Below are 25412 nucleotides of genomic sequence, written 5' to 3'. Positions count from 1 at the left end.
GGGGATCAGATGAATTACGGTTGGGATTTTAAACAGCGCATGCAGCAAAAGAAAAAGGCTGCAAAGGAACAACAGCGCATCGAGGCCGCTGCACGGGAAACCTTGCAAGTGACTGCGAAGGATTACCAACAATTTCAATTATTGTTGGCAAGTCTGGAGTCAGACCTCAAGCGCCTGTCTGCTCACCCAACCGGTGAACCCAGAGACACCATCAAGCGTGACGAACTGATCCCCCGTTATCTGCCCTATGTGACCGAATACCGGGAACAAGGCGAAGTCTTCAAAAATCCGGTACTGGTGCAGCTGGTGATCTGGTTTTTTGATACCGGACAAATTCACCAGGCTATCGACTGGGCACTGCTGGCGATTGAACAGAAGCAGCCTATGCCGGAACGATTCAACCGAAGCCTGCAAACCTTTGTGGCGGATTGTGTTCTTGACTGGAGCAAGATGCAGAAAGCCAGAGGCGATGGTATCGAACCCTATTTCTCCCAGGTGTTTCAGCGCCTGATGGACGACCACTGGCCGGTACCTGCTGCGGTGCAGGCAAAGTACCACAAGCAGGCTGGCGATCTGACCATGGAAGCTGGACAACTCCAGCAGGCGCTGAATTTTTATGTGCGGGCGATGGAGCTGGATCCACGCCGCGCCAAGTGTATTACCCGAATCAATGAGATTCGCAAGAAATTAGACAGAGCTGAATCGGCGGTTAGCTCTGGTGATGTCTCCCCCCCCGCCGTGGGCACCCTGGCTGGCGGTGCACAGGCTGAGAGCCTGGAAACACCTGAAAGCCAGGGCGAGCCCACCCTAATTGACGCAGGCAGCTTTATGGAAACTTCCGAAGCCTACCTGCAGGGAGAGGCCGAATGAGTTTTAGCGGCCTTCCCGACCAGGCAGTGGACAGCACCGTCAGTAACGACGGTTTCTGGCCAGACCTGGACACTGGCGAATTCCAGAAAAATTACCGTCTGCCCGCTGAGTATGAGCTGGGCATGGTGGAAGACAACCTGCAGCTGGGCATGGCATCGGTAAACCATACCCTGCGCAAGTGGAAAGCAGAGCAACAGGAAGCCGGGCACGACTCTATGGACTCCGTACCCAGCGACCAGATCGGCGGCGACAAACTGACCCTGATCTATTACCGCCGTGCGGTGTTCTGCCATGCCAAGGCGCTGCTGCTGCAACAGTTTGCCACCACAGACCGACGGGAAGCCGCCAACAACGAAGCCAAGGAAAGCGAAGAGACCGAAGACAAGTTTCTGGAGTTTTCCCGCCATGCCATTACCGACTTTCTGGGGCTGTGCCGCATAGGAGTGTATGACCTGTGAAACTGCTGCAAGGACTATCAGCACACCTGCTGGGCAAAAGCAGACTGAAGCGGGAAAACTTCCATGCTCTGGCTGACAAGGGCGAACTGACCCTGACCGGCAAGCATCTGGGCAACGGCATCGAGCTGGCCCGGTTTAAATACGACGGTGTTATCCAGATTGAGCGTTACCCCGGTGATGCCTTTGAAATCATGGCGCAGGTGATGGGCTGGCTGTCAGAACACGACACTGACCGGGAGCACCTGGAGCTGGCAGAGCCGGAAATCAATATCGATCTGAATGACCGCACAACCGCAGACATTGAACTGGTGGTGGAGTTTGACGAACCCATCCAGCTGATACCGGATCCGGAAGGCTCCATCAGCGCCTACGGGCAGCAGTGGCGAGTGGATACCGTTCCAATCGATATAGCAGAAGAGCTGGATGACATGGAGGGCATCACGGATGGCGGCATCGGCTGATCCCTTCCAGTTTGCGGAAGACCAGAAAGCCCGGCTGACACTGTTTGAGCAGCTGGACGTTCTGACCATGCCTCCCCATCGCCAGAGAAAACTGGTGAAGCGGATGGCCACTGAAGTCCGCAATCGCGGCAGGCAGAACATCCGCCAGCAGAAAACCGTATCCGGTTCGCCCATGAAGGCGAGAAAGAACACCCGGAACCGCCGCAAGATGCTGCGCAATATGGGCAAGCAAATGGCGGTATTCCCCAGGGGCAAGGCGCAGGCCGACGTAACGTGGAAAAACACCCTGACCGGCAGGATTGCCTACCAACAACAGCATGGCGTGCCGGAAACCATGACCGCTTCAAAGATGAAACGGATACATGGCCAGCCCAATTACAACGCCCCTGCCTCCCGCGATATGGCAAGGGCACTGCTGGCAGAAGGTTATCGCCAGCCGGTGAAAGGCAAGAATGGCCGCACCCGGCTGAAGCGAGCCAGCCAGAAGCAAATTATGAAGACCATGACCATCGGGCAGGCCGGGTTGGTATTGAAGGCTCTGCGGGATAGTCAGAAAAAACAGCGCTGGACAATTCGCACACCGGCACGCCCGTTTTTAGGTGCCAGCCCGGATAACGTTGACCAGATGCTGCACCAGCTGGCTAAAGAGTCGCTGGCCGGATTGCGGGCGAAGGGAGCCCGGTAAGGGAACAGCAATTAAGACCAGGAGCAAAACATGGCCATTGGTGGCGTACAAATCAACAACCTGAACCTGATGCAAGGCCCATTAAATGAGGTAGAGCGTTACTTCCTCTATATCGGTGCGGGTACCAAGAACCAGGGCAAGGTTTTAACCGTCGATAACGGCACTGACTTCGACGAGCTGCTGGGCACCGAAGACAGCACCCTGAAAACCCAGCTGATTGCCGCCCGCCAGAATGCCGGGCAGAACTGGGGCGCAGTGGTTTATGTGCTCGCTACCGGTGAAGACTGGGACAAGGCAGTGGATATCTGTATGCCACAGGTAACGGTGGAAACCATTGTGGTCACTGAAGCCATCAGCGCCAAGACCGATCTGGAAGCGATGCACGCCAAAGCCCAGGACATTATGGGCGAATACCAGCGCCCACTGTTCTTTATTGCTGCATCAAGAAAAATTGATACAGATTCCGAGGACTGGAGCACCTACGTCACCGAACAGAAGAAGCTGACTGATGGCATTGCAGGTAACCAGGTAATGGTGGTGCCCACCCTGTGGGGACATGACCAGGGCACTCTGGCCGGACGACTCTGCAACCGTGCTGTGACTGTTGCAGATTCCCCCATGCGGGTGGCCACCGGGCCATTGATTGGTGAATGGGGTGAGAAGCCAGTGGATATGGACGACCGCGAAATTGATATGAGCATTTTGCGCGAGCTGGACTCTGCCCGCTTCAGTGTTCCCCAGTGGTACCCGGATTACGACGGCATGTACTGGGCTGACGGCAATATGCTGGATGTGGAAGATGGTGACTACCAGACCGTGGAAAACCTGCGGGTAGTCCAGAAGGTTATGCGCCGGATCCGCCCGCTGGCTATCGCCCGAATCGCAGACCGCAAGCTGAACAGTACACCTGCCAGTGAAGCATCAAACAAAACCTATTTTATGCGCCCGCTGTTTGAGATGAGCCACAGCACCGAAGTGCTGGGCACAGTGTTCCCTGGTGAAGTGCAACCACCCGAGGACGAAGACATCACCATCACCTGGCCTACCCGTGATGCGGTAGAGCTGTTTGTGGTGGTGCGGCCTTACAACAGCGCCAAGTCCATCACCGCCAACATTGCCCTGGATCTGGTTTAAGGAGAAAACAATGACCCAACGAATTAGCGGCAAGAATTTTGATATTACTGTGGGCGACTTCTCTGTGCGTGTTGCCCAGGCCAGTCTGGAAATCACCGACAACAGCGCCGTTGCAAAAGATTCCGGTGTGCCCAATGGCTGGGTGGACGGTGATGTGGAAGCCTCTGGTGAATTACAGGTGGATGCCAGCAACCTGAAGCTGATTGTGGAAGCCGCAGGCAAGGCTGGCAGTTTCCGCAGCCTGGCACCTTCTGACATTACATTTTTCGCCAAGACCCCAAACAACGAAATCAAGGTGCAGGCGTTTGGCTGCAAGCTGAAGGTTTCCAGCCTGCTGGATATCGACACCAACGGCGGCGAGAAGCACCTGACCACTATTCCGTTTGATGTTACCAGCCCTGATTTTGTGCGGATTAATGGTGTGCGGTATCTGTCCAAAGCCGACACGGACGGGCTGATCTAATGAAAGTAGGACAACACTTTTCATTCTTTGCCCAGACCACACTGCAGCTTTACCGGCTGCCATGCAGCCCTGCGGCAGTGCGGTTACTGGCCATGATTGCCGCCCATGAATCCGGTGGATTTCGATATGTCCAGCAGTTGAAGAATGGCCCGGCTAAAGGACTCCTGCAGATGGAGCCCGTAGGGCTGAAAGAAGTACAGCGCTATTTGAAGCTGCGGCCTGAAAAATTCCGGGAGATGCCAAAGGCTGAAGCCCTGCACCTGGATCAATTGATATTCGATGCCCAGCTAGCAATTGCCTGTGCCCGGGTGTTCTTTATGGCAAAACCTGAACCACTGCCCTGTGCTGATGACATTGAAGGGCTGGCCAGATACGCCAAGGAACACTGGAACACAGACTCCGGCAAAGCTATCTGGGAAGACTACGCCGACGCTTACCGGAGGTACTGCACATGACCACAATCTTTCTAAAAATGCTGCTTGAAGCCATGAAAGCCATGGTGGGCAAGATGATGTTTTCAGTGGTATCCGAGCGATTCCTTTCCCGCATGGTTTGTCTGGGACTGCGCAAGATCGCGGCTAAAAGCACTAACGACTTCACCCGGGAAGCGGCTGAAGCAATGATCGACGGGCTTAAGCGCCCTGATCTGCCAAAAATCAAGTAAGGAAGCAAGCATGGATCAGGACACTGTACTCAAGCTGCTGATGTACGTTGTTGGGTTTCTGGTGACCTGGAACGTGTATCTGTTTAAGCGAACGCTGGACAACGAGCGCCAGCAAAGCAAGTTCGAGCTGTCTGTAGCCAAGAACTACACCAGCAAGGAAGACCTGAAAGAAATGCTGACCAGCATGGAAAGCCGACTGGAGAAACAGCTGGCCAGCTTTATCAAGACCATTAAGGGGTGAGAGATGGAAAAGAAAATCAATGTAACCGTGAACGGAAATGAACTTACGTTCAATGTCACCACTGAAGATTACAACAAGTACGTCAACGAATTGATGCCTGATAACAAGATCGGGCCAGCCAAGAACTTTCTGGTACGTACCGTTGATGAAGCCAGTAAAAAGCATGTAACAGAGCTGCTGGCCTTGCCAGGTGTAGAAATGCAATTGGCCAGCAAGGTCATTGATGACTTTCTGCCGGATATCCAAATCGACCTGGGAAAGCCGAGCGCCTAGCAAAGCAAATCGAAGGCAACGATCTGGAGCGTATTTGCCTGTTGTCGCGCAAATGGTTTCCAGATCGGGTGCCGGATTCGCGGAGTATGGGCGAAGCACTCTATCTGGAAAAAGATCACTGGGAAAAGATGGCTACCGCCATCGGCAATGGAATCGGTAAAGCACTCAAGGCGTAATCAATGGCAACCAAGCTGGAAAAACTGATGTTTAGCATCAGCCTGCTGGATCAGGTAACCGAGCCAGCTGGCAAGATTCAGAAAACACTGGATTCCGTATCCCAGAGCGCAAAAAGCGCCTTTGGTGATATTGGTGCCGGTGCCCTGAGTATGGCCGGTGCCGGTGTTGCCATGCAGCAGATGTTAATGCCTGCCATTGAGTTAGACCGCGCCATGGGTGAAGTGGCCAGTCTGGGAGTCCAGCAGAATGCCCTGGATCAACTGGCCGATACCGCCCTGAATTTCAGCACCAGTTATGGCAAGAGCGCCGCCGAATTTGTCAGCAGTGCTTATGATATCCAGTCCGCTATTGCTGGGCTGTCTGGCCGTGAGCTGTCGGCCTTTACCGAAGCCTCTGGCGTGTTGGCTGCTGCCACCAAAGCCGACACCGCTACCGTGACCAACTACATGGGCACCATGTACGGAATTTTCTCCGATACCGCCAACAAGATGGGCAAAGCCGAATGGGTAGAACAGGTGGCAGGCATGACCGCCAGCGCCGTGCAGATGTTCAAAACCAACGGTAACGAAATGTCCAGCGCCTTTGGTGCGTTGGGTAAGTCGGCTACTGCAATGGGCATCGAAATGTCGGAACAGATGGCGATTCTGGGCACCATGCAGGCCACCATGTCCGGCTCTGAAGCCGCCACTAAATACAAGGCGTTTCTGGCTGGTGTGGGCAAGGCTCAGGATGCACTGGGTATGTCGTTTACCGATTCCGAAGGCAAGCTGCTGGGTGTAATGGACATTATGACCCAGCTGCAAAACCGCTATGGCGATAGCCTGACAGTGGCTGACACTGACGAGCTGGCCAAAGCATTCGGCAGCTCTGAAGCCGTTGCGATGGTCACTCTGTTAATGAACCAGACCAACGCACTGGGCAGCAGCATCGACCAGCTGGGCAAAACCAAGGGAATGGAGCAGGCCATGTTGATGGCCGACGCAATGGTGGATCCCTGGGAGCAATTAAGCGCCGGTATTAATGCGGTGCGGATTGGTTTTGGCTCTGCCTTGTTACCCGTTATTAATCCGCTGGTTAGCAAGATGGCCGACGGTGCCAGTGTACTTACCCAGTGGACGCGCACATTCCCCAATATCACCCGCTGGATTGGTTATGGCGTGTTGTCCATTACCGCTATGACCGCCGCGCTGGGTGCCATGACTCTGGCCAGTGGTATCGCCAAGATTGCAATGATGGGTTATGGCACTGCCACTGCCATTGCCATGGGAGCCATTAATTTGATGAAAGGTGCCCTGGTTGCCTTCCGGGCAGTGATGCTGGCGGTAAACCTTGTGATGTTTGCCAACCCCATCGGGCTATTTGTCGGACTTGTTGCAGCTCTGTCTGCTGGCATAGCAGCCGCTGTGATTGATTGGGACAAATTTAAAGCATCTCTGGGAGATATCAGCGTTTTCGGACTTCTGGGCGATGCCGCAGGCTGGGTGATCCGCATGCTGAACCGAATCCCCGGTATAAATATCGGCGGCGAAGATGGAGCCAGCGCACCAACAGTAGCCAGCCTGGACACTCCGAAAACTTCCACAGTACCTGCTGGCGGTATTTCCAAGACCATCAACAACGCTGTCACCAACAACAGCAATCGCGGTGGCAATACCGTCAACGTAACAACCAGCCAGCAGATCAACAGCCACAACATCGAAGAAATGATGTGGCAGTGGGGTGGGTAATGTCAGAACAACAGTGGATCGACATTTTAATTAAAGACCGCGACATCGCACTGGATGTTGCGGGTATGCCTGCCTACACCGATGACCGCGCCAGCATCGCCCAGGACATTAAGCACATGATTCTGGAAACCGGAATCTTGATTGAACTGGTCGCAGATCGCAGCCGTGAGAACTGGCTGAACAATATGAACCGGCTGGAGCTGATGGTGGAAGAAGACGTGCGGATTGTTCCTGGCACCGTGAAGATCGAGCGCCCCCGCACCGAAGTGATCAACCTGACCGCAAACACAACCATGGGGCCAATACTCTGGCCGTTTACCCTGGAGGAAATTAATGCCTATCAATAACCACCAGGAAGACTTCGAACAAATCGTCCAGGCCGCAGGCATCCCAACCACCGAAGAAGAGATGCGTGCCGAATGGGATCAGATCAACGAAGACAACGGCAGCCAGATCAGCAACGACTCCCGCTGGTCACCCTTCTGGCGCTTAATCTCTGAAATTGTCACCAAGCCCGCACTGTGGACGGTGCAATTCCTGATTAACCAGCTACTGCCCAACAGCTTTATCAAAACAGCCACAGGCATGTTTCTGGACATCCTCGCCTGGGCACTGAACCTGATCCGCAAGGATGCCACCAAAGCCATCGGCATGCTGACCTTTACCCGGGAAAGCACCGGCACCGCAGTCTCCATCCCTGCGGGAACTGTCGTGCAGTCCACGCCGATCAACGGGCAGGTGTACGAACTGATCACCCTGACCGATACCCAGTTCCCCGAAGGCGAGCTGACCGTTGATGTAAATGCCGAAGCCAGGGAAGCAGGCGAAAACTACAATCTGGCACCGGGCTATTACTCCGTTCTGCCAGAAGACATTGCCGGAGTGACCGAAGTCAACAACGGGCAGGAATGGCTAACCACACCAGGCGCAGATAAAGAGAGCGACGACGAACTGCGCCTGCGCTGCCGCAACCAGTTTACTGCCGTGGGGCTGTTCCACCACGACGCAGCCTATAAACAAATCATCAGCGAATTTGCCGGGATCCGCACCGACTATCTCTATTTTGAGCACGAAGCCCCACGCGGCCCCGGCACTGCCAACTGTTACATCATGATCGAATCAGGCATACCGCCCCAGGACTTTATCGACGATATCAACCAGCACGTAGACGACAACGGCTATCACGGTCACGGCGACAGCATGATCTGCTACCCGATGCCCGATGTGGAAACCGATGTGGTTGTCACCGTCTGGCCTGTTGCCAATCTAAACGCGCAGGAGCGCACCGGCCTGCAGGAAGGTGTAGCAAATTACATCCGCGCCGCCTTTCGCCAGAACAACGAATACAGCCCGACCCAGACATGGCCACAAAGCCGCTTTTCATTCTCCAAACTGACCCAGGAGCTGCACCGCACCTTTCCGGAGATTGAAAGCCTGGACTTTGAAAACCGCGATATTGTCACCGCCATTGAGCTGGCGACACTAGGCGAACTGACTGTGAAGCTGGAGTACTGATCATGATCAAGCTCCAGTTGCCACATTGGCTGTCCGGTGAAGAACTGACAAAGCTGAAGAACAGCGCACAAACCTGGTTCGAGCGTGTGGCCAGCTGGACAGCCTGGCCATTGCAGCAGCTGGATCCGCTGACCTGTTCCCCCGGCATTCTGGAGCTGATCGCCTGGCAACGGGACATTACCCGTTATGCCGGTGAACCCATGGGGCTGTACCGCAAGCGGGTGAGCTTCGCTTACATCAACGCCAAAGATGCAGGCAGCACCGCTGGCTTTATCCGTATTTGTGAACGGCTCGGAATCGGGCACATCACCACCCAGGAGCGGCAGGAAGGCTGGGACTGGGACATCATCAATATTTATTTAGACGACAACCAGCTGGCAGACAACCCCGACCTGCTGCGGGAGATTATCCGCATGTATGGCCGCACCTGCCGCCGGTACAACTTTATTCTGGAGACCCCGGTACTGGCGTATATGCGCTGTGGCGAATTTTCCCACACCGCCAGCACTGCTGTGGCCTCCATGCCGAACCCCGGCATTAGATCTCAGGCGCACGAAGTGGCGCTGAACACGGCAACCGTCGTCGCCAGCTTGATAAAGAACTGAAGCCGAAGCCAGTAGAACGATTAGGGAGAGAAACATGGCAGCAATTACATATAAAGGGGAAAGCCTGATCGCCACCAAGCAGGCCAATGGCGAGGTAATGAATATAGACCGGGTTATCCTGGCTAATATCCCCGGTCTGGATCCGGGCAAGCCGGTAGACCGCAACGAGCAGCTGCCGCCTGCGGAGCATATTGTCCTGGACGAACCTGTCTCCCAGCATGGTTACATTAACCCGAACCTTGTTGTTTATGCCCTGCACATGGGTACTGGTGGTGATCCTTTCGAGTTTAACTGGCTGGGGCTGTACTGCTCCGCAGACGACACCGTGGTCGCTATTAATTACATGCCTACCCAGGGCAAAGACCCGTCCATGGCCTTGACCCGCAACTTATTGCTGGAGTATTCCGGAGCGCAGGAAACAGGGGATATTCATATCCCTGCTGAATCTTGGATGGTGGATTTTTCCCAGCGTATGGATGGTACTGACGGGCGATCCCGGCAGATGACGCAGGATGTAATTGGGCGACAGCTGTTTTATGGGGATGCATGTAAAGTAGTTAAAGGCTCCGGTGGGTATTATGAGCTGCTGCCGGGTGAAGGCTATGTGGCTGGGATTCGTTTTGATTATCCTGGTAAGTCTGTTTTGGTTTCTGATACGCCGACTTCTATCTGGTTGGATGTTTCCCAGCAGGGAAATGCCATGTCTGACATTCAGCCGGTGGTTAATGTGATGGTTTCGGATCAGGAACAGGTGGATTATATTGATGATTCTGGAGTGCAGCATTATTTAGAAAAAATTTCGAGCATCTCATCGAATTCAGTTGTTTCAGATGATCGCATGGTGTTGCGGACAAATGGTTTATTTACTGAAAGAGTTTTAGGTGAGATAGATGTACGTGATTTTGGTGCCATAGGTAATGGCATTACCGATAATACAGCAGCGTTGCAAGCGTGTTTTGAGTTCGCAATACGTAACAAGTATACGGTTCGTATTCCCAGAGGCGTATACGAATTCTCTAGAATATCTCTAAATATGTCGGGAGAACTGACCATAAAAGGAGATTCAAATACCATACTGCATAGCACATTAAGTGAGCCTGATTCTAATAAAGCAGCTATTCGTCTTTCTGGAAGCTCAATCAAAGACTTTAGCCTAGTCAAAAACGGAGTTAACAGACACGACACATCTGTAACCATGGAAGACACAACCGATGTACAGCCCGGAGATTTAGCGATCTTTAGCTCAAATCAGTTAATTGATACCGATCATCGTGGTTTCTGGAAAATGGGGTTTGTGGGCAGGGTTTCATCCATTTCAGGCAATAAAGTTACACTCGAAGATGCTCCTCCTGTATGGCTTCCTTCGGAAGAGTCATTCAACATTACCGTTACAGAGAAAATAAGCGCATCGCAATTCAAAGTATCTGGATTAACTGACCGCCGAGGATCAATGTATCCAATAACAGGGATTAGCGGAAACAACTCAGGAGAAGTCAGGAATATTACAGATTATGACCCATCAACCAATATCGTTACTTGTGAATCGACATGGCTGACACCTCCAGAAGTTGGGGATGTTTTTCGGTTAGATAAGTTAACCCAAGTTAGAATCAGCAGGCCATTAACTGTGTCTCTATCCGGGGGAGTGACATTAACAAGAGATAAGCATTTAACAGCAAATGCAGGAGACGACGGTTTTTTAGGTTTGCAGCTTCAAGAAAACGCTGATAGCACAGTTGAAGATTGGTCTTTTGAAAATTTTTCAGAAACCAACTTTAAATATATGTACTCATATAAATCAGTTATTCGTAACTGTAAAAGCAAAGGAGCCAATCGACTTCACAGTGGGTATGGAGGTACTGGTTATGGACTGCTGGATGTGTCCAGCTACAGGTGTCAATACCTGAACAATGATATTTCATTTTGCAGGTGTGGGTTTACGACAGCCGGTGCAGCAGCTCTTTCTGTATATTCTGTAGTACGAGATAACAGAATCACAGGTGGAGGGGTATCTTACACTGGCGAAGGCATACACCCCCATGGAGATCAGGTATCTTATGGGTTTGGCGGGCATGGTAATGCATACCACCTTATATATTCTAATAATTATGTAAATGACTGCCACACAGGAGGTAGTTATCGAGATTATATGCCCTCCGTTTTGAAAAATGAGTATACAGGCTCGATGGAATATTCCTTCTATTTACAGCAAATACGTGGAGGAATTTTCAAAGGAAATATTTTTAAACCTATTACAAAAGGAGAACATTTCGTAGAGTTGCGAGGTGGGATTTATAATGCAGAAGAGCCTCTAATTATTAGCGAAAATATCGCTTATGAATTAGAAGGTGCTTTTATAGGACTTATAACAGTAACTGATGACACAGTGCTAGAAAATCTACACGTCACAAGAAACACTGTGCATTTCAACAAAGCCAAAAGCCAAAAGGTTGGAATATTTGGTACAACTACAAGTGTCAGACTTTCTAAATGCAGACTATCAGGGAATATAGTTCATTATACGTCTGCGGCAGATGACACAGTTAATACCGGATGGTATGGGTTTGCTACACCTAATCGAACATTCAAAGTTGTAAATGATTACATCATAACGGGTGAAAACCAATATTTTGTGAACATAAGCAGCAATAACACAATAGAGATACCATTTAACAATGGCGCTGCTACATGCTCTATTGTCGATATAGTAGGAGAGAATAACGGAATTATTGCAACATCAGTTGTTTTGTATGAGGTTTCAGGGAACTCAGGTGATCAGTCACCTCTTGGCTTTGCTAACACCAATAGAGTTTATCCATTGAAAAGCAATGAGCTATCAGAGCCTAAAGACGGATTTGTGAATATATATCAGAAGGGACCGAACCTGATAATGATAAACAAGCATAGTTCCAATTTGAATTTATTCGTATCTATAAAGAGGGTTGTTTAATGGCTTTTCCATTCTTGGCATCCAATAGTGCCCGTACTGTGCTGTTTGTTAACTGCTATGACCCTGTTGCGGACTTCACTATCCGTTTTCATGATGCTAGTGGAGACAGAGTTGCTTTTAGGACTAGGGATGTAGCACCTACTGACACACGTTTTAACTTAGGCAATAGCGGTTCACGTTGGAATAACGTATACACTGTCAGCGGTATAATTCAAACATCAGATGAAAGAAACAAGCAGGATTTACGAGACATTTCTGTAATTGAAAAAGATGTGGCTCAAAAAATCAAAGGAATAATTAAAGCTTACCGTTTCAAGCATGCAGTAAAAATTAAAGGCAATAAGGCTAGAACTCATATTGGTGTGATTGCTCAGGAAGTTGAAAAAACATTTTCAGATGCGGGGCTTGATGCGTTTGAGTACGGGATTCTTTGCTTTGATGAATGGGATGAAGACGTTGATGACGAGGGCCATATAATTGCAGAGGCCGGAGATCGTTATTCTATTCGCTATGATGAACTTTGCATGTTTATTTTGGCATCACTATGATTTTGTTAAACAATAATAACCTGTCAGGATTTAACTTAACTGTCAGAGCCAATTTCCGAATAGAAACCAAGGAGCTGTCTGGCCAGACCAGCAGCTCCACCCGTTCGGAGGAAGGCATTAAACCCTGCACACTATCCGTCAGTCTGCAGATTCCTTTCGACAACAGCGCCGATCTGACCCGCCTGCGGGAGCTGGCCACTGCCCTGGACAGTGCGGGCAATTTGCAGGTGTACGATATCGTCAACGAAACCGCCGCCGCCATGAAGGTGCGGCAGGTGACGTTTATGGATAATTTCACCGTAAGCCAGGCTGATAACCTGAAAGCCTGGCAGGTGAATTTTACCCTTGCAGAATACCTGTCTATCCCGGAAAAGACCGAGCAACGACAGCCCCAGAAAACCGCCAGTGACCAGAGTGCCGATGGTGAAACCGTGGGCGATGTACCTCCACCCACTAACCAGGAAGAACAGCAGTCTCTGGCTATTCGGATATTGCAACGACTGGACGACGCACTGGCATAACGCCAAAGGATTGCCATGAAAATCATCAAGCAGTTACTGGTTAATGGTGAAGAGGTTGGACTGATCAGCGATGAGACCCGGCTGGAACTGTCCAGCCCGGGACGCGCCCGTTTTTTAGTGCAATCTGATAAACCATTGACGGGAGTCGTGCAGTTTTCGGTGGGTTGGTCGGGTATGGAGCTGTACCGGCTGTTTGTTGGCTATATCGACAAGCCGCCCACCACTGTCAACGCTAAACAGCAGCTGCTGTTTTGCCGGGAGTTGTCTGCCGCCCTGAATCGCCCGCTGCCTATGGGGCTGCGCCATGTTTCCCTGAAGGATGTTCTGGCAAAAATCAGCCAGCAGACCGAACTGGTTTTTGTGACTTCCAGCGCCAGCTATACCCGGAAACAGGCCAGCCATTTCCATCATATCGGAGGTGGGTATATGGCCATGGACGCTATCGGGCAGGTGTTCAATATCCCCCAATATATCTGGCAGCAACAGGGCGATGGTTCGATCTATGTGGGCAGCTGGAGTGGTAGCCGCTGGGCATCAAGACCAGTGCAGATCCCCGACAAGTTTTTCACCGAACACCTGGCCTTCAACAGCGCCCGCATGATGATGGCACCCAGCCTGCGCCCGGGTGTGCAATTCAATCGCGGCATTATCAACTGCCTGACCTGCAGCAACGACAGCATGGTGATTACATGGACGCCATTAAAAGAATTGTGATGCGACTCTGGCCAGAGCTGAACTACGGCTACCACCTGCCCATGCTGGCCCGGGTAATCAAGATTACGGATGCACCGAAAGACGGTGGCGACTGCACAATGGATCGCCCCCGTTTTGCCGTGGATATCCAGCCATTAAACCAGCATGGTGAAGAACAGGGCGAACTGTTGCCCGACGTTCCGGTGGCCATCCCCTACGCTGGCAACCATCGCGGCTTTTACAACCTGCCCGATCCCGGCTCTATTGTTGAATACACTTTTGCCTTTGGCAGACCCGACCAGCCCTATGTGCGCTCCACCCTGCCCATCGGCCTGAAACTGCCAACGGTAGACAAGGACGAAGCCCGCTGGCAAAAATCGGCAGCAATCTACCAGGGCTATGATTCAGACGACAACTGGCATCGGGCAACGCCGGAAAATATCAAGGACAGCGCCGGAAAAATCCGGAATGCCAGGCCAAGGTCAAGCAGCTGTTAAAAAGCCCCAAGACCTGGCTGGGCAGTGACAGCGAGAATGTGCTGCGGATTTTGTCTGATGCTTTAACCGTAATGGAAACCGCCCTGACCACTATAGCCAACCATACCCATAACGGTGGTAGTACGCCTAAGCCGGATCAATCCGGCATAATTAGCGGAGCCGCCAACCAGATTGGCTCTATTAAATCCAGCAGACTGGATCCCATCACGGAGTAGTTGTTTTTTCATGTCCCGTAACTTCAAGCCGCTAATTCCATGGATTGGCGGCAAGCGTAAATTAGCCCCGCATATCCTGCCGCTGTTTCCTAATCACACCTGCTATGTCGAGCCATTTTGTGGCGCTGCCGCGTTGTTCTTTCTGAAAGAAGAATCAAAGGTCGAAGTTTTAAATGATGTAAATGGTGACCTGGTGAATTTATACCGGGTGGTAAAACATCATCTGGAAGAATTGTATAAACAATTTAAATGGACTCTGACCAGCCGCCAGAATTATGAATGGTTGTTAAAAACAAAGCCGGAAACATTAACCGATATTCAGCGAGCCTCCCGCTTTTTATATCTGCAAAAATTAGCCTTTGGTGGAAAAGTGGAAGGGCAGAGCTTTGGCACCAGTGCTACAAGCCGACCACGTTTTAATATTTTCACATTGGAGCAGGATCTCGCCGACGCGCATTTTCGCCTGGCGAATGCGACCATTGAAAATCTGGACTGGGCAAAGACCATCGAGAAATACGACAGGCCCGGCACTCTTTTCTATTGCGATCCGCCGTACTGGCAGACCGAAGGCTATGGCGTTGGTTTCCCATTTGAGAATTACGAACGCATGGCAGAACTGGCTAAAACCATTCAAGGCCGGATGATTATCAGCATCAACGACCACCCCGACATACGCCGGGTATTTGATGGCCTGTTTATTCGTGAGATCGATTACAAATACACGGTAGGCGGAGCGCAAAATGCCAGCGATTGTGTCGAGCTGGTTTATGGAAACTGGGAACAGGACGAACATCTGGACGGGCAGGTTTCGCAGGAAGGTTTCTCGTTTTAAGTACTTGTATATTAGGGCAATATGCCCTGATATATCAATCAACGCAAGGGCACACCGCCCGGCACTAACCGGAAGTAAAAACGATGGGTGCATAAAGACCGATTCCTTATTCAGCCTGGCGGTTGTTGCTGTTACATGCGGGAGTGGTTGAGCTGGATTAATAAAAAAGCCGGGTGAGATCCCGGCTTTTTTATTACTGAACTGCTTTTTGTATATCGCCCCACTCAATACCCGCAGGTGCATAATCAACATCTGACAAGCTGGACAAGCCTTTGGCTATACCATTGACGGCATAGACTTCATCATTCTTAACCCAATAGCCTGCATGGTTATTCACCACAACAGCCACACCATTATTAATCTGCCCTGTTTGCCAACTATGGGCATCACCCTGCGGGATAGTTTCCAGTACCGCAGAAAGTGCTGGACCTTCTACTTTATCCAGATTCAGGTTGTAACCGATCCCAACCATAACCAAGGCACCTACTAAAAACTTAACCGCACGCTTACGCCCCATATCAGGCTGCCCGAACTTTTCAGGGTTGACGATAATCAACACAGTACCCAGCGCAAGAATGGCACCAACGCCCATTAACAAATAAGCAAACATACAAAGCCCCCAGGACAACAAAACAGACACGACGTTCCTATCATAACGAGAAGGAAAACCCGCTGCACACTGACGATAGAATAAAATATATGACGAACGTCATATAAGACCCTGAATCATACCAGCAAACCATGAACCAATCCCGCACCGCGTGCCGGACTGCCACCAGAGAACCCGGAGAGAATTTAACGCCTGAACAAAAAGCCAGCGACCAAGAAAACGCACTCCTCCACCCCACGCCTGCGGTGTTTTTGGTCTGTTTTTGTGCACGCTGCGGGTGGGTGCAATGGTAGGCGTGAAGCCCGCCATTACTGGGGACTTGCAGCAATGTACTTACTGCCAACTGTGCAGCAAAGTGCAATAAATGGCAGTGCGGTGTTATTCCAGATACAAAAAAAGCCGAGAACCATGCGGGTTGTCGGCTTAATCTGTTGTTTGCACACTTTAGGCTGGTAGATGTCCTAAAAGTGGTGCCCGAGACCGGAATCGAACCGGTACGGTATTGCTACCGACGGATTTTAAGTCCGTTGCGTCTACCAATTTCGCCACTCGGGCAAAAATCTGCTTTGTAGTGCCACAACAATCGAGTGGCACCTTTGTGGCACCGTGTGCCACTTTTCGTATGGTTGGCGCCTTTGTGGCACCGCTGCATAACGAAACTGTTAATCACTAAAACCCTTATGGCTCTAGGCTTTCATAGAAACTTAAAATCAATTGGTATCTGATGTAGTTACCCGTTTTTTAGATTTTAAGTCTGCTGTGTCTACCAATTTCACCACCCGGGCGCTTGAAACATTGTAACGCTTCAAGCTTTGAAAAAACAACAGATGTTGTCTTTTCAAATATGGAGGCGAGTACCGGAGTCGAACCGGTCTACGTGGATTTGCAATCCAGTGCATAACCGCTTTGCTAACTCGCCTTTTTATCATCTTTAGATGATTGAAGCGTGAAACCAGACTCGCCCTTACAATAAGAAGGCGACCCCAACCCTAACAAGGTTGCATTTAACACTCAACACCAAATCTGGAGCGGGAAACGAGACTCGAACTCGCGACCCCAACCTTGGCAAGGTTGTGCTCTACCAACTGAGCTATTCCCGCTTGAAGATCTTTTAAGACTTCTTCGAAGTCTGGAAAACGAGACTCGCTCTTTAACCCCGAAGCGACCCCAACCTTGGCAAGGTTGTGCTCTACCAACTGAGCTATTCCCGCTTGAAGATCTTTTAAGACTTCTTCGAAGTCTGGAAAACGAGACTCACTCTTTAACCCTGAAGCGACCCAACCTTAGCAAGGTTGTGTTCTTCCATCTGAGCTACTCCCGCTTAATCTTCTTCTTTGTCGGGAAGCTGTTCCCGTTGAAGATGCTGCGTAGTTTAAGAATTTTTCCCGCTGTGTCAACACCTTGCGCAGATCATTTGTGTTCAGCCCTTAGAAAACGGGGATAAGTCTGGCCATGCAGCACGAAGGTACACATACATGGACCACAAGGTCAGAACCGCTGAAGCGTACAAGAGTATCAGACCGATATAGCCAATGATCCCTGCCATCGGAACCGGAGTCAGCAGTAGTAATGTAATAGCCAGCATCTGCGCAGCCGTTTTCAGCTTGCCAATTCTGTTCACTGCCACACTGGTACGTTTGCCTAGCTCTGCCATCCACTCCCGCAGTGCTGAAATCACAATTTCTCTGCCAATGATGATCATCGACGGAACGGTCATCCAGAAAGCACCAAACTCTTCAATCAACAGGCACAATGCCGTAGCGACCATGATTTTATCCGCCACCGGATCAAAAAAAGCACCAAAGGCGGTTGTCTGGTTCCAGCGACGGGCAAGATAACCGTCAAACCAGTCGGTCACTGCGGCCACCGCAAAGATAGAAGCAGAAGCAAGGTAGCGCCATTCATAAGGCAAGTAGAAAACCAGTACCAGAAATGGCACCAGAACAATGCGCAGGGATGTCAGTATATTCGGGACATTCATAATTCGGATTACAATCCAGCGTGAATCTCTGTCGCCACTGGTGTGAAGGGTACAACCCAGTCACCAGTGAGTGGAAAAATATGCATAACTTACACAGATGCCGTGACAAGTACAATCAAATACCTGTCAGGCAGATCAGTTCGGGTGCAGATGTTCGTAAATCTGTTCAGCCAGTTTTCGGCTTATACCTTCCACTTTGCACAGTTCATCAACGGGTGCTTCCATTACACCGTGCCGGCCACCAAAAAATTTTAGCAACGCTGAACGTCGTTTGGCGCCTACACCTGGAATGGATTCCAGTGTAGATTTCTGCCGGGCTTTCTGTCGCCGTTGTCGGTGACCGGTTATCGCGAAGCGGTGTGCTTCATCCCTTATTTGCTGAATTAACAACAGTGCCGCTTCGTTGCCTTTACTGTTCAGCTCAACGCCCTGGTAAAGCAGAGTCTCAAGACCCGGTTTGCGACTGATACCTTTAGCCACCCCCAGCAAAGGAATATGTTGCAGTGACAGTTCCTGCATGACATCTTCGGCAATACCCAGCTGCCCTTTGCCACCATCAATGATGATCACATCCGGGGTATTTTCCGGATGCTCTTTCAGGTTTTTATAACGCTTATGCAGGGCAAAGTGCATGGCGGCATAATCATCACCCGAAGTGATACCTTTCACGTTAAAACGGCGATACTCGCTTTTTAACGGACCCGCCGAGCCAAATACCACGCAGGAAGCCACCGTTTCCTCGCCAAAGGTATGACTGATGTCGAAACACTCCATGCGGCTGATGGTAGCTGGTAACGACAATAAATAGGTGAGTTGTTCCGTCCGGTGCAGGCTATGGGTTTTGCTCGCCAGCTGACTCTCCAGGCTCATACTGGCATTTTTGTTTGCCAGTTCCAACCAGTCATTGCGCTCGCCCCGCACCCGGTGTTTGATAGTGACTTTTTTGCCACTGACTTCCGTGACAGCTTCTGCAAGTACATCTGCTTCAGGGTATTCAACCGGAATAATAATTTCGGCAGGAAAATCACGACTGTCGCGAAGCTTGATATAAAACTGCCCCAGAAAGTCGGCAAGGTAGTCTTCTTTTTCTGCTTCAAGCTTGAAGTTCGGAAAATAACTTTTATGTCCCAGCACCCTGCCCCCGCGAACAAACAGTACATCAAAACAGAAGCTGCCCGACTGTTCGGCAACACCAACAATATCGGCATTGGCGGCTCCCCTGTCGGCAGATTGTGCCTCCTGTACCTGTCGAAGGTGATTGATCTGGTCGCGAATATCAGCAGCCTGCTCAAAGTTAAGCTGTGCCGATTCGGCCTCCATGCGTTTGATCAGTGTACGGATCAGCTGCTGACTTTTACCATCGAGAAACTGACGGGTATCGGCAACATCCTGATCGTATTCATCCTTATCAACCAGACCTACACAGGGCGCCTTGCAGCGATTAATCTGATACTGCAGGCATGGGCGAGTGCGATTACGAAAGTAATTATTATCACACTGTCGTAATTTAAAGACTTTCTGCATCAGGTTGAGGCTTTCCCTGACGGCCCAACCACTCGGATAAGGGCCGAAAAACTGCCCCTTCTTGCTTTTCGGCTTACCTCGCTGATACGCCACCGATGGAAATTCATCCTCACTGGACAAATAAATATAAGGGTAAGACTTGTCGTCTTTCAGCAGAATATTGTATTGCGGTCGCCTGTCCTTGATCAGGTTCTGCTCTAAAATCAGGGCTTCGGTTTCTGAACGGGTAATAGTCAGATTGATACTGTGAATTTTTCCGACCAGCGCCATGGTTTTTGTGGTTAAACCTGTCGGTCGAAAATAACTGGACAGTCTGCTTTTGAGATTTTTTGCCTTGCCGATGTACAGCGTTTCGCCCTGTTCGTTGCGCATATCGTATACGCCCGGACGATTGGGAGCCTGTTCAAGAAACGTCTTGTAGTCAAAGCGTTCGGAGTGATCGCCTGTATCCATATAGCCTGATGATGAAGATAGGTGTTTTGATAACAACCTAGTATACCCTTCGAAAGGATTCTGGCTAAGTGGCTTTGCGACAATTTATAGGCAGATCTTACAGGCAGATCTTACAGGCAGATCATGAGCAGTTGCCTGAAGCTATAGCACTTGAACCAGACTATGCCATTTCCACCAGGCTGTGACGAATAGCAAGGTGAGTCAACTCGACATCACTGGAAATATCAAGCTTTTCAAAAATCCGGTAGCGGTAGCTATTGACGGTTTTGGGACTGAGCGACAACTGGTCGGAAATCGACTGCACTTTTTCACAGCCTACGATCATCAGGGCAATCTGCATCTCTCGCGTGGAAAGAGCATCAAACGGCGAACCGCCGTCAGGCTGAAGTGATTTTAATGCCAGCATCTGGGCAATATCAGGACTGATATAACGTTGCCCTTTGGCAACGGTTTTGATCGCTGTCACCATTTCTTCAATATTGATCCCTTTGGTGACGTAGCCGGACGCTCCGGCCTCCATTAACTTGGTGGGATACAATTCATCGTCACAAATGGTTACAGCAATGACCTTGATATCCGGATTAAACTGATGGATTTTATGCGTCGCTTCAAGGCCGCCAATACCCGGCATCCTCACGTCCATTAAGACGACATCAACACATTGTTTCCGACAGATAGCAATAGCTTCTTCACCGCTGGCAGCTTCTGCAGCGACTTCAATCTCTGCCATATCGGCGAGCATACGTGAAAGACCGGTTCGTACCAGGTCGTGGTCATCGACGATCAAAATACGAATCACTGAAAACTCCCAACTATTATTCTTGTTTTAAGAGTATTGCTGCTGTAATCGGCTTTGCCATACTTGTGCCTATATACGTTCCCTGTCATATAAAACAGGGAGTACCAGGCTCCCTGTTCTGTCACTTACAGCTTTTGTTCCAGCTCTGGCACTGCTTCAAACAGGTCAGCCACCAGGCCGTAATCGGCAACCTGAAAGATGGGAGCATCTTCATCTTTATTGATTGCAACAATCACCTTGGAGTCTTTCATACCCGCCAGATGCTGAATGGCACCCGAGATACCGATCGCCACGTAAAGGTTGGGCGCGACGATCTTACCGGTTTGTCCCACCTGCATGTCATTAGGGACAAAGCCGGCATCCACAGCGGCACGGGACGCACCAACAGCGGCACCCAGCTTGTCAGCCAGTTTGTAGAGAATTTCAAAATTCTCGCCATTTCCCATGCCACGACCACCGGAAACCACCACTTTAGCAGCTGCCAGTTCCGGACGATCTGACTCAGCCAGTTCTTCACTGACAAAGCTGGAGGTTCCTGCATCATGAACAATGTCGAGAGCCTCAACACTGGCATTACCACCACTAGTGGCTACAGGATCAAAACCAGTGATTCGTACGGTAATGACCTTGATGGCGGCGGAAGATTGTACCGTCGCAATCGCATTACCTGCATAAATGGGGCGGACAAAAGTGTCTTCACTGTCTACACGAATGATGTCTGATATCTGGTCAACATCCAACAATGCAGCCACTCTGGGCATGACATTTTTGCCGGTCGTGCCAGCAGACATAAGGACATGGCTGTAGTTTTTGCCCAGCTCTGCCACCAGTAAACTGATGTTTTCGGCCAGCTGGTTGTCATAACAGGGCTTATCTGCCAGCAACACTTTTCCAACACCGGCAACAGAGGCAGCCGCTTCTGCAACGACGGCACATCCTGATCCGGCCACAAGCAGATGAACGTCGCCACCCATCGCCGCGGCAGCCGCAAACGTGTTCAATGTGGCTGCGCCCAGGGCTGCATTATCATGATCTGCAACAACGAGAATAGCCATCAGATTACCTTCGCTTCATTTTTTAGTTTTTCTACCAGCTCATCCACACTGCCTACCTTGATACCGGCACTGCGCTGTGCAGGTGGCTCAACTTTCAGCGTGGTCATGGTTGAAGTGATACTGATTCCCAGCGATTCGGGTGTTTTCACATCCAGTGGTTTGCGCTTGGCTTTCATGATGTTGGGCAGTGATGCATAACGTGGTTCATTAAGGCGCAAATCGGTGGTCACAACGGCTGGCAAAGATAATGCCAGCGTCTGCAGACCACCGTCGATTTCCCGGGTTACGGTCACTTTGTCGCCTTCCACACTGACTTCCGAAGCAAACGTTGCCTGTGGCAATCCGGATAATGCTGCCAGCATCTGCCCGGTCTGGTTATTGTCGCTGTCGATGGCCTGCTTACCAAGGATGATAAGATCCGGCTTTTCTTCGTCAACAATGGCCTTAAGCAACTTGGCAACACTTAATGAACTGAGTGATTCACCGGTTTCGACCAGAATACCCCGGTCAGCACCCAGAGCCAGTGCCGTTCGAATTTGCTCCTGACTCTCTTTCGTGCCCAGAGAAACCGCTACTATCTCGCTGGCAACCCCTTTCTCTTTCAATCGTACCGCTTCTTCCACGGCGATTTCACAGAACGGGTTGATGGCCATCTTGACATTCGTTAGATCAACATCGGAATGATCCGGCTTGACGCGGACCTTGACGTTGTAGTCGATGACTCGCTTAACGGCTACAAGAATTTTCATGGGTTCGCAGCCTTCCCTTTATTATTTGTCTATGGCTTGATACCTGAATGTGTACTATGAACTACAGATGTCGCTCATAATTCACATCCTCTGCGAGTGTGGAGTCTACCAGCCTGTCAATAAGGGTTCAAACGTATAATAAAATAAAGGCTCATTCAGAGCCTGTCAGGCGCAGAACTCACGGTGTAAAAATTCAATCAGCCGGGCTGCCTGTTCGCTGTCCAAAGAATAAAAAATTGTCTGGGACTCTCTGCGAGTCTGCACCAACCCTTCTTTCCTCAGAAGAGCCAGGTGCTGTGATAAAGCAGACTGGCTCAAGTCAAAACGTTCATTGAGCTGTGAAACCGACATTTCTGCCTGACTGAGATGACACAGAATCAGTAGTCGATTTTCATTACTCATATTTTTCAGCAACGCGGCAGCATTACGTACTTTCTGTCGCATGGTTTTGATGTCAATGGTCATTACTTCAGACATGGTTTTATAAATCAATCCAACAATCGTTATTCGTTCATCTTTCTTAACAAAAATAATATTAGAGATTGCTAATGAAAGACAAATAAGATTATTATATTAGTTATTGCTAATTAAGTTTATTCTAATTTATGAAAATTGTTATTATCGGTGGTGTAGCAGGTGGTGCATCCGCTGCCGCAAAAGCCAGACGTCTGTCTGAAGACGCAGAAATCATCCTTTTTGAGCGCGGTGAGCAGATATCCTTTGCTAACTGCGGCCTGCCCTATCATATAGGTGGCGACATCCAGGATCGTGACGCCCTTCTGATTCAGACACCTGAGAAAATGCATCATCGCTTCAATATTGATGTGCGGGTTGAGACTGAAATTACCGACATTAATCCGGCAAAGAAAACCGTAGTGGCAAAGCACACCCTAACCGGTGAAGAATATGAAGAAACTTACGACCGGTTGATTTTAAGCCCCGGAGCCGCGCCCTTTATTCCGCCTATTGAAGGCATCGAAAGTCCAGAGGTCATGACCTTGCGAAATATGTCCGACATGGATCGCATTCTGGCAACACTGGATAACACCCATACACGACGCGCTGCGGTTATTGGCGGTGGTTTTATCGGGCTGGAAATGGCTGAAGCTCTGGTTCACCGGAATTTGTCTGTCTCGCTCATTGAACAGGCACCACAGGTTATGGCTCCACTGGATGCTGAAATGGCAGAACCTTTACACGACACACTGCGTCAGCAAAATGTGGATCTCAGGCTGAACACCGGTGTCAAACGATTTACCCTTGAAGATCGTGGCATAACCTTAACCCTCATGGATGATTCTTTACTGAAGGTTGATCTGGTCATTCTGGCTATCGGCGTTCGTCCGGAAACCACGTTGGCTACTTCGGCCGGACTGGAAATCGGTAAAACGGGCGGCATAGCAGTAAATCGTCGCATGGAAACATCGGAGCAGGATATCTTTGCCGTTGGTGATGCGGTAGAAATTAATGAGTTTGTATCCGGAGACCCTGCCCTCATCCCTCTGGCAGGTCCCGCTAACCGACAGGGGCGCATTGCAGCCATTAATGCTCTTGGCGGGAAGGCCGAGTATCGGGGCAGTCAGGGCACAGCCGTCTGTAAACTGTTTGATTTAACCGTTGCCAGTACCGGACTCAATGAAAAAGCATTAAAACGTCAGGGAACAGCTTATGAAAAGGTGTATATCCATGCCAACAATCATGCCGGTTATTACCCTGGTGCCAGCAAGATTAATTTCAAACTGCTGTTCAGCTCGGAAGGTAAAGTGCTCGGTGCTCAGGCAACTGGCCTGAGTGGTGTCGATAAGCGCATCGATGTGATTGCCACGGCTATTCAGGCCGATCTGAGTGTTTATGATCTGGAAGAAGTTGAGCTGACCTATGCTCCGCCCTACGGTTCTGCAAAAGACGTTGTCAATTATGCAGGCTTTGTTGCTGCCAATGTCCTCAACAAATCCATGACACAGCTTTACTCAGAAAACCTGCCTGATGCGCTTGAAGATCCTCAAGCCATCCTTCTTGATGTTCGTAACCCTGATGAAATCACCCAGTCAGGTGCCATTCCGGGCAGTATCAACATACCGCTGGATAGCCTGCGACAGAATCTGCAACAGCTTCCAAAGAACAAGACAATTATCGTTTATTGTGCAGTCGGCCTGCGTGGCTATCTTGCCTGCCGGGTGCTGGGTCAAAACGGTTATAACACCAGAAATCTTGCAGGCGGGTATTATATGTGGCAACAAAGCAAGCATTGCAGGCCGGTTTCGAACACTGAAAGGAAGGTTGCATGATGCCATGGAACGAAATTGTTAATTTTACTCCCATACATGGACTGGCAGGAGGCGCCCTGCTTGGACTCGGAGCAGCAGTGTTGCTCCTGTTCAATGGCAGGATTGCCGGTTTTTCCGGCATCATCAGTAGTTTGAGGGTACGTAACAATCTTTGGAAACTGGCTTTTATCGCTGGCGCACTCATCAGCGGTACCGTTTTGCATCAGGCTTTAAACCTGCCTGCTCCCGAGAGTCAGCTGCCTGCTTCAGGTCTTATCATCGCCGGTTTACTGGTGGGATTTGGTACCCGGCTGGGGAATGGTTGCACCAGCGGCCATGGTGTCTGTGGTTTATCACGTTTCTCTCTGCGCTCTCTGGTAGCCGTTATGGTATTCATGGCGTCCGCCATGGCGACTGTCTTTGTTATGCGACACCTGTAAGGATG

General features: G+C 50.3%; 31 protein-coding genes and 4 tRNA genes. 24 read left to right on the top strand and 11 right to left on the bottom strand.

From position 1 onward, the window contains the following. Window positions 1–9 precede the first annotated feature (9 nt). Genes gpM through EZMO1_RS12410 form a run of 22 tightly spaced genes read left to right on the top strand, consistent with a single transcriptional unit; the run spans window position 10 to window position 15529 of the window. A complete protein-coding gene (gene gpM, locus EZMO1_RS12505; protein ID WP_051789331.1) occupies window positions 10–870 on the top strand; it encodes a phage terminase small subunit in 861 nt (286 codons plus the stop codon). Beyond that, window positions 867–1328: a head completion/stabilization protein gene (locus EZMO1_RS12500; protein WP_034872994.1), complete on the top strand. Its 462-nt coding sequence runs from the start codon at window positions 867–869 to the stop codon at window positions 1326–1328. Before gpM ends, EZMO1_RS12500 begins: the two co-directional genes overlap by 4 nt. Continuing rightward, window positions 1325–1789 carry a phage tail protein gene (locus EZMO1_RS12495; RefSeq protein WP_034872995.1) on the top strand — a complete coding sequence of 155 codons (465 nt, stop codon included), beginning with the start codon at window positions 1325–1327 and terminating at the stop codon, window positions 1787–1789. Before EZMO1_RS12500 ends, EZMO1_RS12495 begins: the two co-directional genes overlap by 4 nt. Beyond that, window positions 1773–2474 carry a hypothetical protein gene (locus tag EZMO1_RS12490; protein ID WP_051789333.1) on the top strand — a complete coding sequence of 234 codons (702 nt, stop codon included), beginning with the start codon at window positions 1773–1775 and terminating at the stop codon, window positions 2472–2474. Before EZMO1_RS12495 ends, EZMO1_RS12490 begins: the two co-directional genes overlap by 17 nt. Window positions 2475–2504: 30 nt before the next feature. Beyond that, a complete protein-coding gene (locus EZMO1_RS12485; protein WP_034872996.1) occupies window positions 2505–3608 on the top strand; it encodes a DUF2586 domain-containing protein in 1104 nt (367 codons plus the stop codon). 10 nt (window positions 3609–3618) lie between these two features. After that, window positions 3619–4071 (top strand): phage protein, encoded by a 453-nt coding sequence (locus EZMO1_RS12480; RefSeq protein WP_034872997.1) that lies wholly within the window; start codon window positions 3619–3621, stop codon window positions 4069–4071. Continuing rightward, a complete protein-coding gene (locus tag EZMO1_RS12475) occupies window positions 4071–4526 on the top strand; it encodes a hypothetical protein (protein WP_051789335.1) in 456 nt (151 codons plus the stop codon). Before EZMO1_RS12480 ends, EZMO1_RS12475 begins: the two co-directional genes overlap by 1 nt. Further along, a complete protein-coding gene (locus EZMO1_RS12470) occupies window positions 4523–4735 on the top strand; it encodes a hypothetical protein (RefSeq protein ID WP_034872998.1) in 213 nt (70 codons plus the stop codon). Before EZMO1_RS12475 ends, EZMO1_RS12470 begins: the two co-directional genes overlap by 4 nt. Before the next feature lie 10 nt (window positions 4736–4745). After that, window positions 4746–4976 (top strand): hypothetical protein, encoded by a 231-nt coding sequence (locus tag EZMO1_RS12465; protein ID WP_034872999.1) that lies wholly within the window; start codon window positions 4746–4748, stop codon window positions 4974–4976. Between the two features lie 3 nt (window positions 4977–4979). Then, window positions 4980–5249 carry a putative phage tail assembly chaperone gene (locus tag EZMO1_RS12460; protein WP_034873000.1) on the top strand — a complete coding sequence of 90 codons (270 nt, stop codon included), beginning with the start codon at window positions 4980–4982 and terminating at the stop codon, window positions 5247–5249. Between the two features lie 41 nt (window positions 5250–5290). Then, the gene (locus tag EZMO1_RS27800) at window positions 5291–5425 is read left to right on the top strand and encodes a DUF6890 family protein (protein ID WP_269077844.1); all 135 of its coding nucleotides are present in this window, start codon (window positions 5291–5293) and stop codon (window positions 5423–5425) included. Window positions 5426–5428: 3 nt separating this feature from the next. Then, window positions 5429–7153, top strand: coding sequence for a phage tail tape measure protein (locus EZMO1_RS12455; protein ID WP_051789336.1), 1725 nt, complete (start codon window positions 5429–5431; stop codon window positions 7151–7153). Further along, on the top strand, window positions 7153–7500 hold the full coding sequence (locus tag EZMO1_RS12450) for a DUF2590 family protein (RefSeq protein WP_034873002.1): 348 nt from the start codon (window positions 7153–7155) through the stop codon (window positions 7498–7500). The genes EZMO1_RS12455 and EZMO1_RS12450 overlap by 1 nt, the downstream gene beginning before the upstream one ends. Next, window positions 7487–8668 (top strand): baseplate J/gp47 family protein, encoded by a 1182-nt coding sequence (locus EZMO1_RS12445; protein WP_061509496.1) that lies wholly within the window; start codon window positions 7487–7489, stop codon window positions 8666–8668. Before EZMO1_RS12450 ends, EZMO1_RS12445 begins: the two co-directional genes overlap by 14 nt. A 2-nt stretch (window positions 8669–8670) precedes the next feature. Further along, window positions 8671–9273: a phage tail protein gene (locus EZMO1_RS12440; protein ID WP_061509493.1), complete on the top strand. Its 603-nt coding sequence runs from the start codon at window positions 8671–8673 to the stop codon at window positions 9271–9273. 34 nt (window positions 9274–9307) lie between these two features. Then, a complete protein-coding gene (locus tag EZMO1_RS12435; protein WP_061509492.1) occupies window positions 9308–12223 on the top strand; it encodes a phage tail-collar fiber domain-containing protein in 2916 nt (971 codons plus the stop codon). Then, window positions 12223–12771 (top strand): tail fiber domain-containing protein, encoded by a 549-nt coding sequence (locus EZMO1_RS12430; protein ID WP_034873004.1) that lies wholly within the window; start codon window positions 12223–12225, stop codon window positions 12769–12771. Before EZMO1_RS12435 ends, EZMO1_RS12430 begins: the two co-directional genes overlap by 1 nt. Then, window positions 12768–13292, top strand: coding sequence for a baseplate complex protein (locus EZMO1_RS12425; RefSeq protein WP_034873005.1), 525 nt, complete (start codon window positions 12768–12770; stop codon window positions 13290–13292). Before EZMO1_RS12430 ends, EZMO1_RS12425 begins: the two co-directional genes overlap by 4 nt. A 15-nt stretch (window positions 13293–13307) precedes the next feature. Further along, window positions 13308–14006 carry a hypothetical protein gene (locus EZMO1_RS12420; protein WP_034873006.1) on the top strand — a complete coding sequence of 233 codons (699 nt, stop codon included), beginning with the start codon at window positions 13308–13310 and terminating at the stop codon, window positions 14004–14006. Continuing rightward, complete coding sequence (locus EZMO1_RS12415) at window positions 13982–14482, top strand: hypothetical protein (protein WP_061509490.1); 501 nt, start codon at window positions 13982–13984, stop codon at window positions 14480–14482. Before EZMO1_RS12420 ends, EZMO1_RS12415 begins: the two co-directional genes overlap by 25 nt. 50 nt (window positions 14483–14532) lie before the next feature. Next, complete coding sequence (locus EZMO1_RS26800; protein ID WP_187300018.1) at window positions 14533–14697, top strand: hypothetical protein; 165 nt, start codon at window positions 14533–14535, stop codon at window positions 14695–14697. Window positions 14698–14707: 10 nt separating this feature from the next. Continuing rightward, the gene (locus EZMO1_RS12410) at window positions 14708–15529 is read left to right on the top strand and encodes a DNA adenine methylase (protein ID WP_051789344.1); all 822 of its coding nucleotides are present in this window, start codon (window positions 14708–14710) and stop codon (window positions 15527–15529) included. 193 nt (window positions 15530–15722) lie between these two features. On the opposite strand, the gene EZMO1_RS12405 is transcribed toward EZMO1_RS12410, so the two are convergent. The 11 genes from EZMO1_RS12405 to EZMO1_RS12350 all read right to left on the bottom strand — a co-directional run bounded on the left by EZMO1_RS12405 (window position 15723) and on the right by EZMO1_RS12350 (window position 23177). Continuing rightward, entirely contained in the window at window positions 15723–16139 is a 417-nt protein-coding gene (locus EZMO1_RS12405) for a hypothetical protein (RefSeq protein ID WP_034873956.1), read from the bottom strand. A gap of 468 nt (window positions 16140–16607) precedes the next feature. Continuing rightward, window positions 16608–16694 (bottom strand) — tRNA-Leu (locus tag EZMO1_RS12395). A gap of 290 nt (window positions 16695–16984) precedes the next feature. After that, window positions 16985–17058 (bottom strand) — tRNA-Cys (locus tag EZMO1_RS12390). A 105-nt stretch (window positions 17059–17163) separates the two neighbouring features. Then, window positions 17164–17239, bottom strand: a tRNA-Gly gene (locus EZMO1_RS12385). A 30-nt stretch (window positions 17240–17269) separates the two neighbouring features. Next, window positions 17270–17348 (bottom strand) — tRNA-Gly (locus EZMO1_RS12380). Window positions 17349–17559: 211 nt separating this feature from the next. Continuing rightward, window positions 17560–18120, bottom strand: coding sequence for a CDP-diacylglycerol--glycerol-3-phosphate 3-phosphatidyltransferase (gene pgsA, locus EZMO1_RS12375; RefSeq protein WP_034873950.1), 561 nt, complete (start codon window positions 18118–18120; stop codon window positions 17560–17562). 135 nt (window positions 18121–18255) lie between these two features. Then, window positions 18256–20097 (bottom strand): excinuclease ABC subunit UvrC, encoded by a 1842-nt coding sequence (gene uvrC / locus EZMO1_RS12370; protein ID WP_061509488.1) that lies wholly within the window; start codon window positions 20095–20097, stop codon window positions 18256–18258. 160 nt (window positions 20098–20257) lie between these two features. After that, a complete protein-coding gene (gene uvrY / locus EZMO1_RS12365) occupies window positions 20258–20896 on the bottom strand; it encodes a UvrY/SirA/GacA family response regulator transcription factor (protein ID WP_086936412.1) in 639 nt (212 codons plus the stop codon). Window positions 20897–21021: 125 nt separating this feature from the next. Beyond that, window positions 21022–21951: an electron transfer flavoprotein subunit alpha/FixB family protein gene (locus EZMO1_RS12360; RefSeq protein WP_034873947.1), complete on the bottom strand. Its 930-nt coding sequence runs from the start codon at window positions 21949–21951 to the stop codon at window positions 21022–21024. Beyond that, a complete protein-coding gene (locus tag EZMO1_RS12355; RefSeq protein WP_034873945.1) occupies window positions 21951–22700 on the bottom strand; it encodes an electron transfer flavoprotein subunit beta/FixA family protein in 750 nt (249 codons plus the stop codon). The genes EZMO1_RS12360 and EZMO1_RS12355 overlap by 1 nt, the downstream gene beginning before the upstream one ends. A 165-nt stretch (window positions 22701–22865) precedes the next feature. Further along, a complete protein-coding gene (locus EZMO1_RS12350) occupies window positions 22866–23177 on the bottom strand; it encodes an ArsR/SmtB family transcription factor (protein WP_236631971.1) in 312 nt (103 codons plus the stop codon). Between the two features lie 128 nt (window positions 23178–23305). Between EZMO1_RS12350 and EZMO1_RS12345 the strand changes: the two genes are divergently transcribed. Both EZMO1_RS12345 and EZMO1_RS12340 read left to right on the top strand, forming a co-directional pair. After that, complete coding sequence (locus EZMO1_RS12345; RefSeq protein WP_034873943.1) at window positions 23306–24988, top strand: FAD-dependent oxidoreductase; 1683 nt, start codon at window positions 23306–23308, stop codon at window positions 24986–24988. Then, complete coding sequence (locus EZMO1_RS12340) at window positions 24985–25407, top strand: YeeE/YedE family protein (RefSeq protein ID WP_236631970.1); 423 nt, start codon at window positions 24985–24987, stop codon at window positions 25405–25407. The genes EZMO1_RS12345 and EZMO1_RS12340 overlap by 4 nt, the downstream gene beginning before the upstream one ends. The last annotated feature ends 5 nt before the right edge of the window (window positions 25408–25412 follow it).

The sequence above is a fragment of the Endozoicomonas montiporae CL-33 genome (assembly GCF_001583435.1).
In the GTDB taxonomy this organism is placed as follows: domain Bacteria; phylum Pseudomonadota; class Gammaproteobacteria; order Pseudomonadales; family Endozoicomonadaceae; genus Endozoicomonas_A; species Endozoicomonas_A montiporae.
The sequence above is the reverse complement of the archived record's forward strand: the minus strand, read 5'-3'. Positions and strand labels throughout refer to the sequence as shown.

Bases quoted from the DNA above. Each gene is read 5' to 3' on its own strand.
- EZMO1_RS12345 (WP_034873943.1), top strand. From the start codon at position 23,306: ATGAAAATTGTTATTATCGGTGGTGTAGCAGGTGGTGCATCCGCTGCC.
- EZMO1_RS12440 (WP_061509493.1), top strand. From the start codon at position 8,671: ATGATCAAGCTCCAGTTGCCACATTGGCTGTCCGGTGAAGAACTGACA.
- EZMO1_RS12465 (WP_034872999.1), top strand. From the start codon at position 4,746: ATGGATCAGGACACTGTACTCAAGCTGCTGATGTACGTTGTTGGGTTT.
- gpM (WP_051789331.1), top strand. From the start codon at position 10: ATGAATTACGGTTGGGATTTTAAACAGCGCATGCAGCAAAAGAAAAAG.
- EZMO1_RS12485 (WP_034872996.1), top strand. From the start codon at position 2,505: ATGGCCATTGGTGGCGTACAAATCAACAACCTGAACCTGATGCAAGGC.
- EZMO1_RS12425 (WP_034873005.1), top strand. From the start codon at position 12,768: ATGATTTTGTTAAACAATAATAACCTGTCAGGATTTAACTTAACTGTC.
- EZMO1_RS12500 (WP_034872994.1), top strand. From the start codon at position 867: ATGAGTTTTAGCGGCCTTCCCGACCAGGCAGTGGACAGCACCGTCAGT.
- EZMO1_RS12450 (WP_034873002.1), top strand. From the start codon at position 7,153: ATGTCAGAACAACAGTGGATCGACATTTTAATTAAAGACCGCGACATC.
- EZMO1_RS12410 (WP_051789344.1), top strand. From the start codon at position 14,708: ATGTCCCGTAACTTCAAGCCGCTAATTCCATGGATTGGCGGCAAGCGT.
- EZMO1_RS12455 (WP_051789336.1), top strand. From the start codon at position 5,429: ATGGCAACCAAGCTGGAAAAACTGATGTTTAGCATCAGCCTGCTGGAT.
- EZMO1_RS12480 (WP_034872997.1), top strand. From the start codon at position 3,619: ATGACCCAACGAATTAGCGGCAAGAATTTTGATATTACTGTGGGCGAC.
- EZMO1_RS12445 (WP_061509496.1), top strand. From the start codon at position 7,487: ATGCCTATCAATAACCACCAGGAAGACTTCGAACAAATCGTCCAGGCC.
- EZMO1_RS12435 (WP_061509492.1), top strand. From the start codon at position 9,308: ATGGCAGCAATTACATATAAAGGGGAAAGCCTGATCGCCACCAAGCAG.
- EZMO1_RS12460 (WP_034873000.1), top strand. From the start codon at position 4,980: ATGGAAAAGAAAATCAATGTAACCGTGAACGGAAATGAACTTACGTTC.
- EZMO1_RS12415 (WP_061509490.1), top strand. From the start codon at position 13,982: ATGGACGCCATTAAAAGAATTGTGATGCGACTCTGGCCAGAGCTGAAC.
- EZMO1_RS12490 (WP_051789333.1), top strand. From the start codon at position 1,773: ATGGCGGCATCGGCTGATCCCTTCCAGTTTGCGGAAGACCAGAAAGCC.
- EZMO1_RS12360 (WP_034873947.1), bottom strand. From the start codon at position 21,951: ATGGCTATTCTCGTTGTTGCAGATCATGATAATGCAGCCCTGGGCGCA.
- EZMO1_RS12340 (WP_236631970.1), top strand. From the start codon at position 24,985: ATGATGCCATGGAACGAAATTGTTAATTTTACTCCCATACATGGACTG.
- uvrC (WP_061509488.1), bottom strand. From the start codon at position 20,097: ATGGATACAGGCGATCACTCCGAACGCTTTGACTACAAGACGTTTCTT.
- EZMO1_RS12420 (WP_034873006.1), top strand. From the start codon at position 13,308: ATGAAAATCATCAAGCAGTTACTGGTTAATGGTGAAGAGGTTGGACTG.
- pgsA (WP_034873950.1), bottom strand. From the start codon at position 18,120: ATGAATGTCCCGAATATACTGACATCCCTGCGCATTGTTCTGGTGCCA.
- EZMO1_RS12355 (WP_034873945.1), bottom strand. From the start codon at position 22,700: ATGAAAATTCTTGTAGCCGTTAAGCGAGTCATCGACTACAACGTCAAG.
- EZMO1_RS12470 (WP_034872998.1), top strand. From the start codon at position 4,523: ATGACCACAATCTTTCTAAAAATGCTGCTTGAAGCCATGAAAGCCATG.
- EZMO1_RS12405 (WP_034873956.1), bottom strand. From the start codon at position 16,139: ATGTTTGCTTATTTGTTAATGGGCGTTGGTGCCATTCTTGCGCTGGGT.
- EZMO1_RS12430 (WP_034873004.1), top strand. From the start codon at position 12,223: ATGGCTTTTCCATTCTTGGCATCCAATAGTGCCCGTACTGTGCTGTTT.
- EZMO1_RS12350 (WP_236631971.1), bottom strand. From the start codon at position 23,177: ATGTCTGAAGTAATGACCATTGACATCAAAACCATGCGACAGAAAGTA.
- EZMO1_RS12475 (WP_051789335.1), top strand. From the start codon at position 4,071: ATGAAAGTAGGACAACACTTTTCATTCTTTGCCCAGACCACACTGCAG.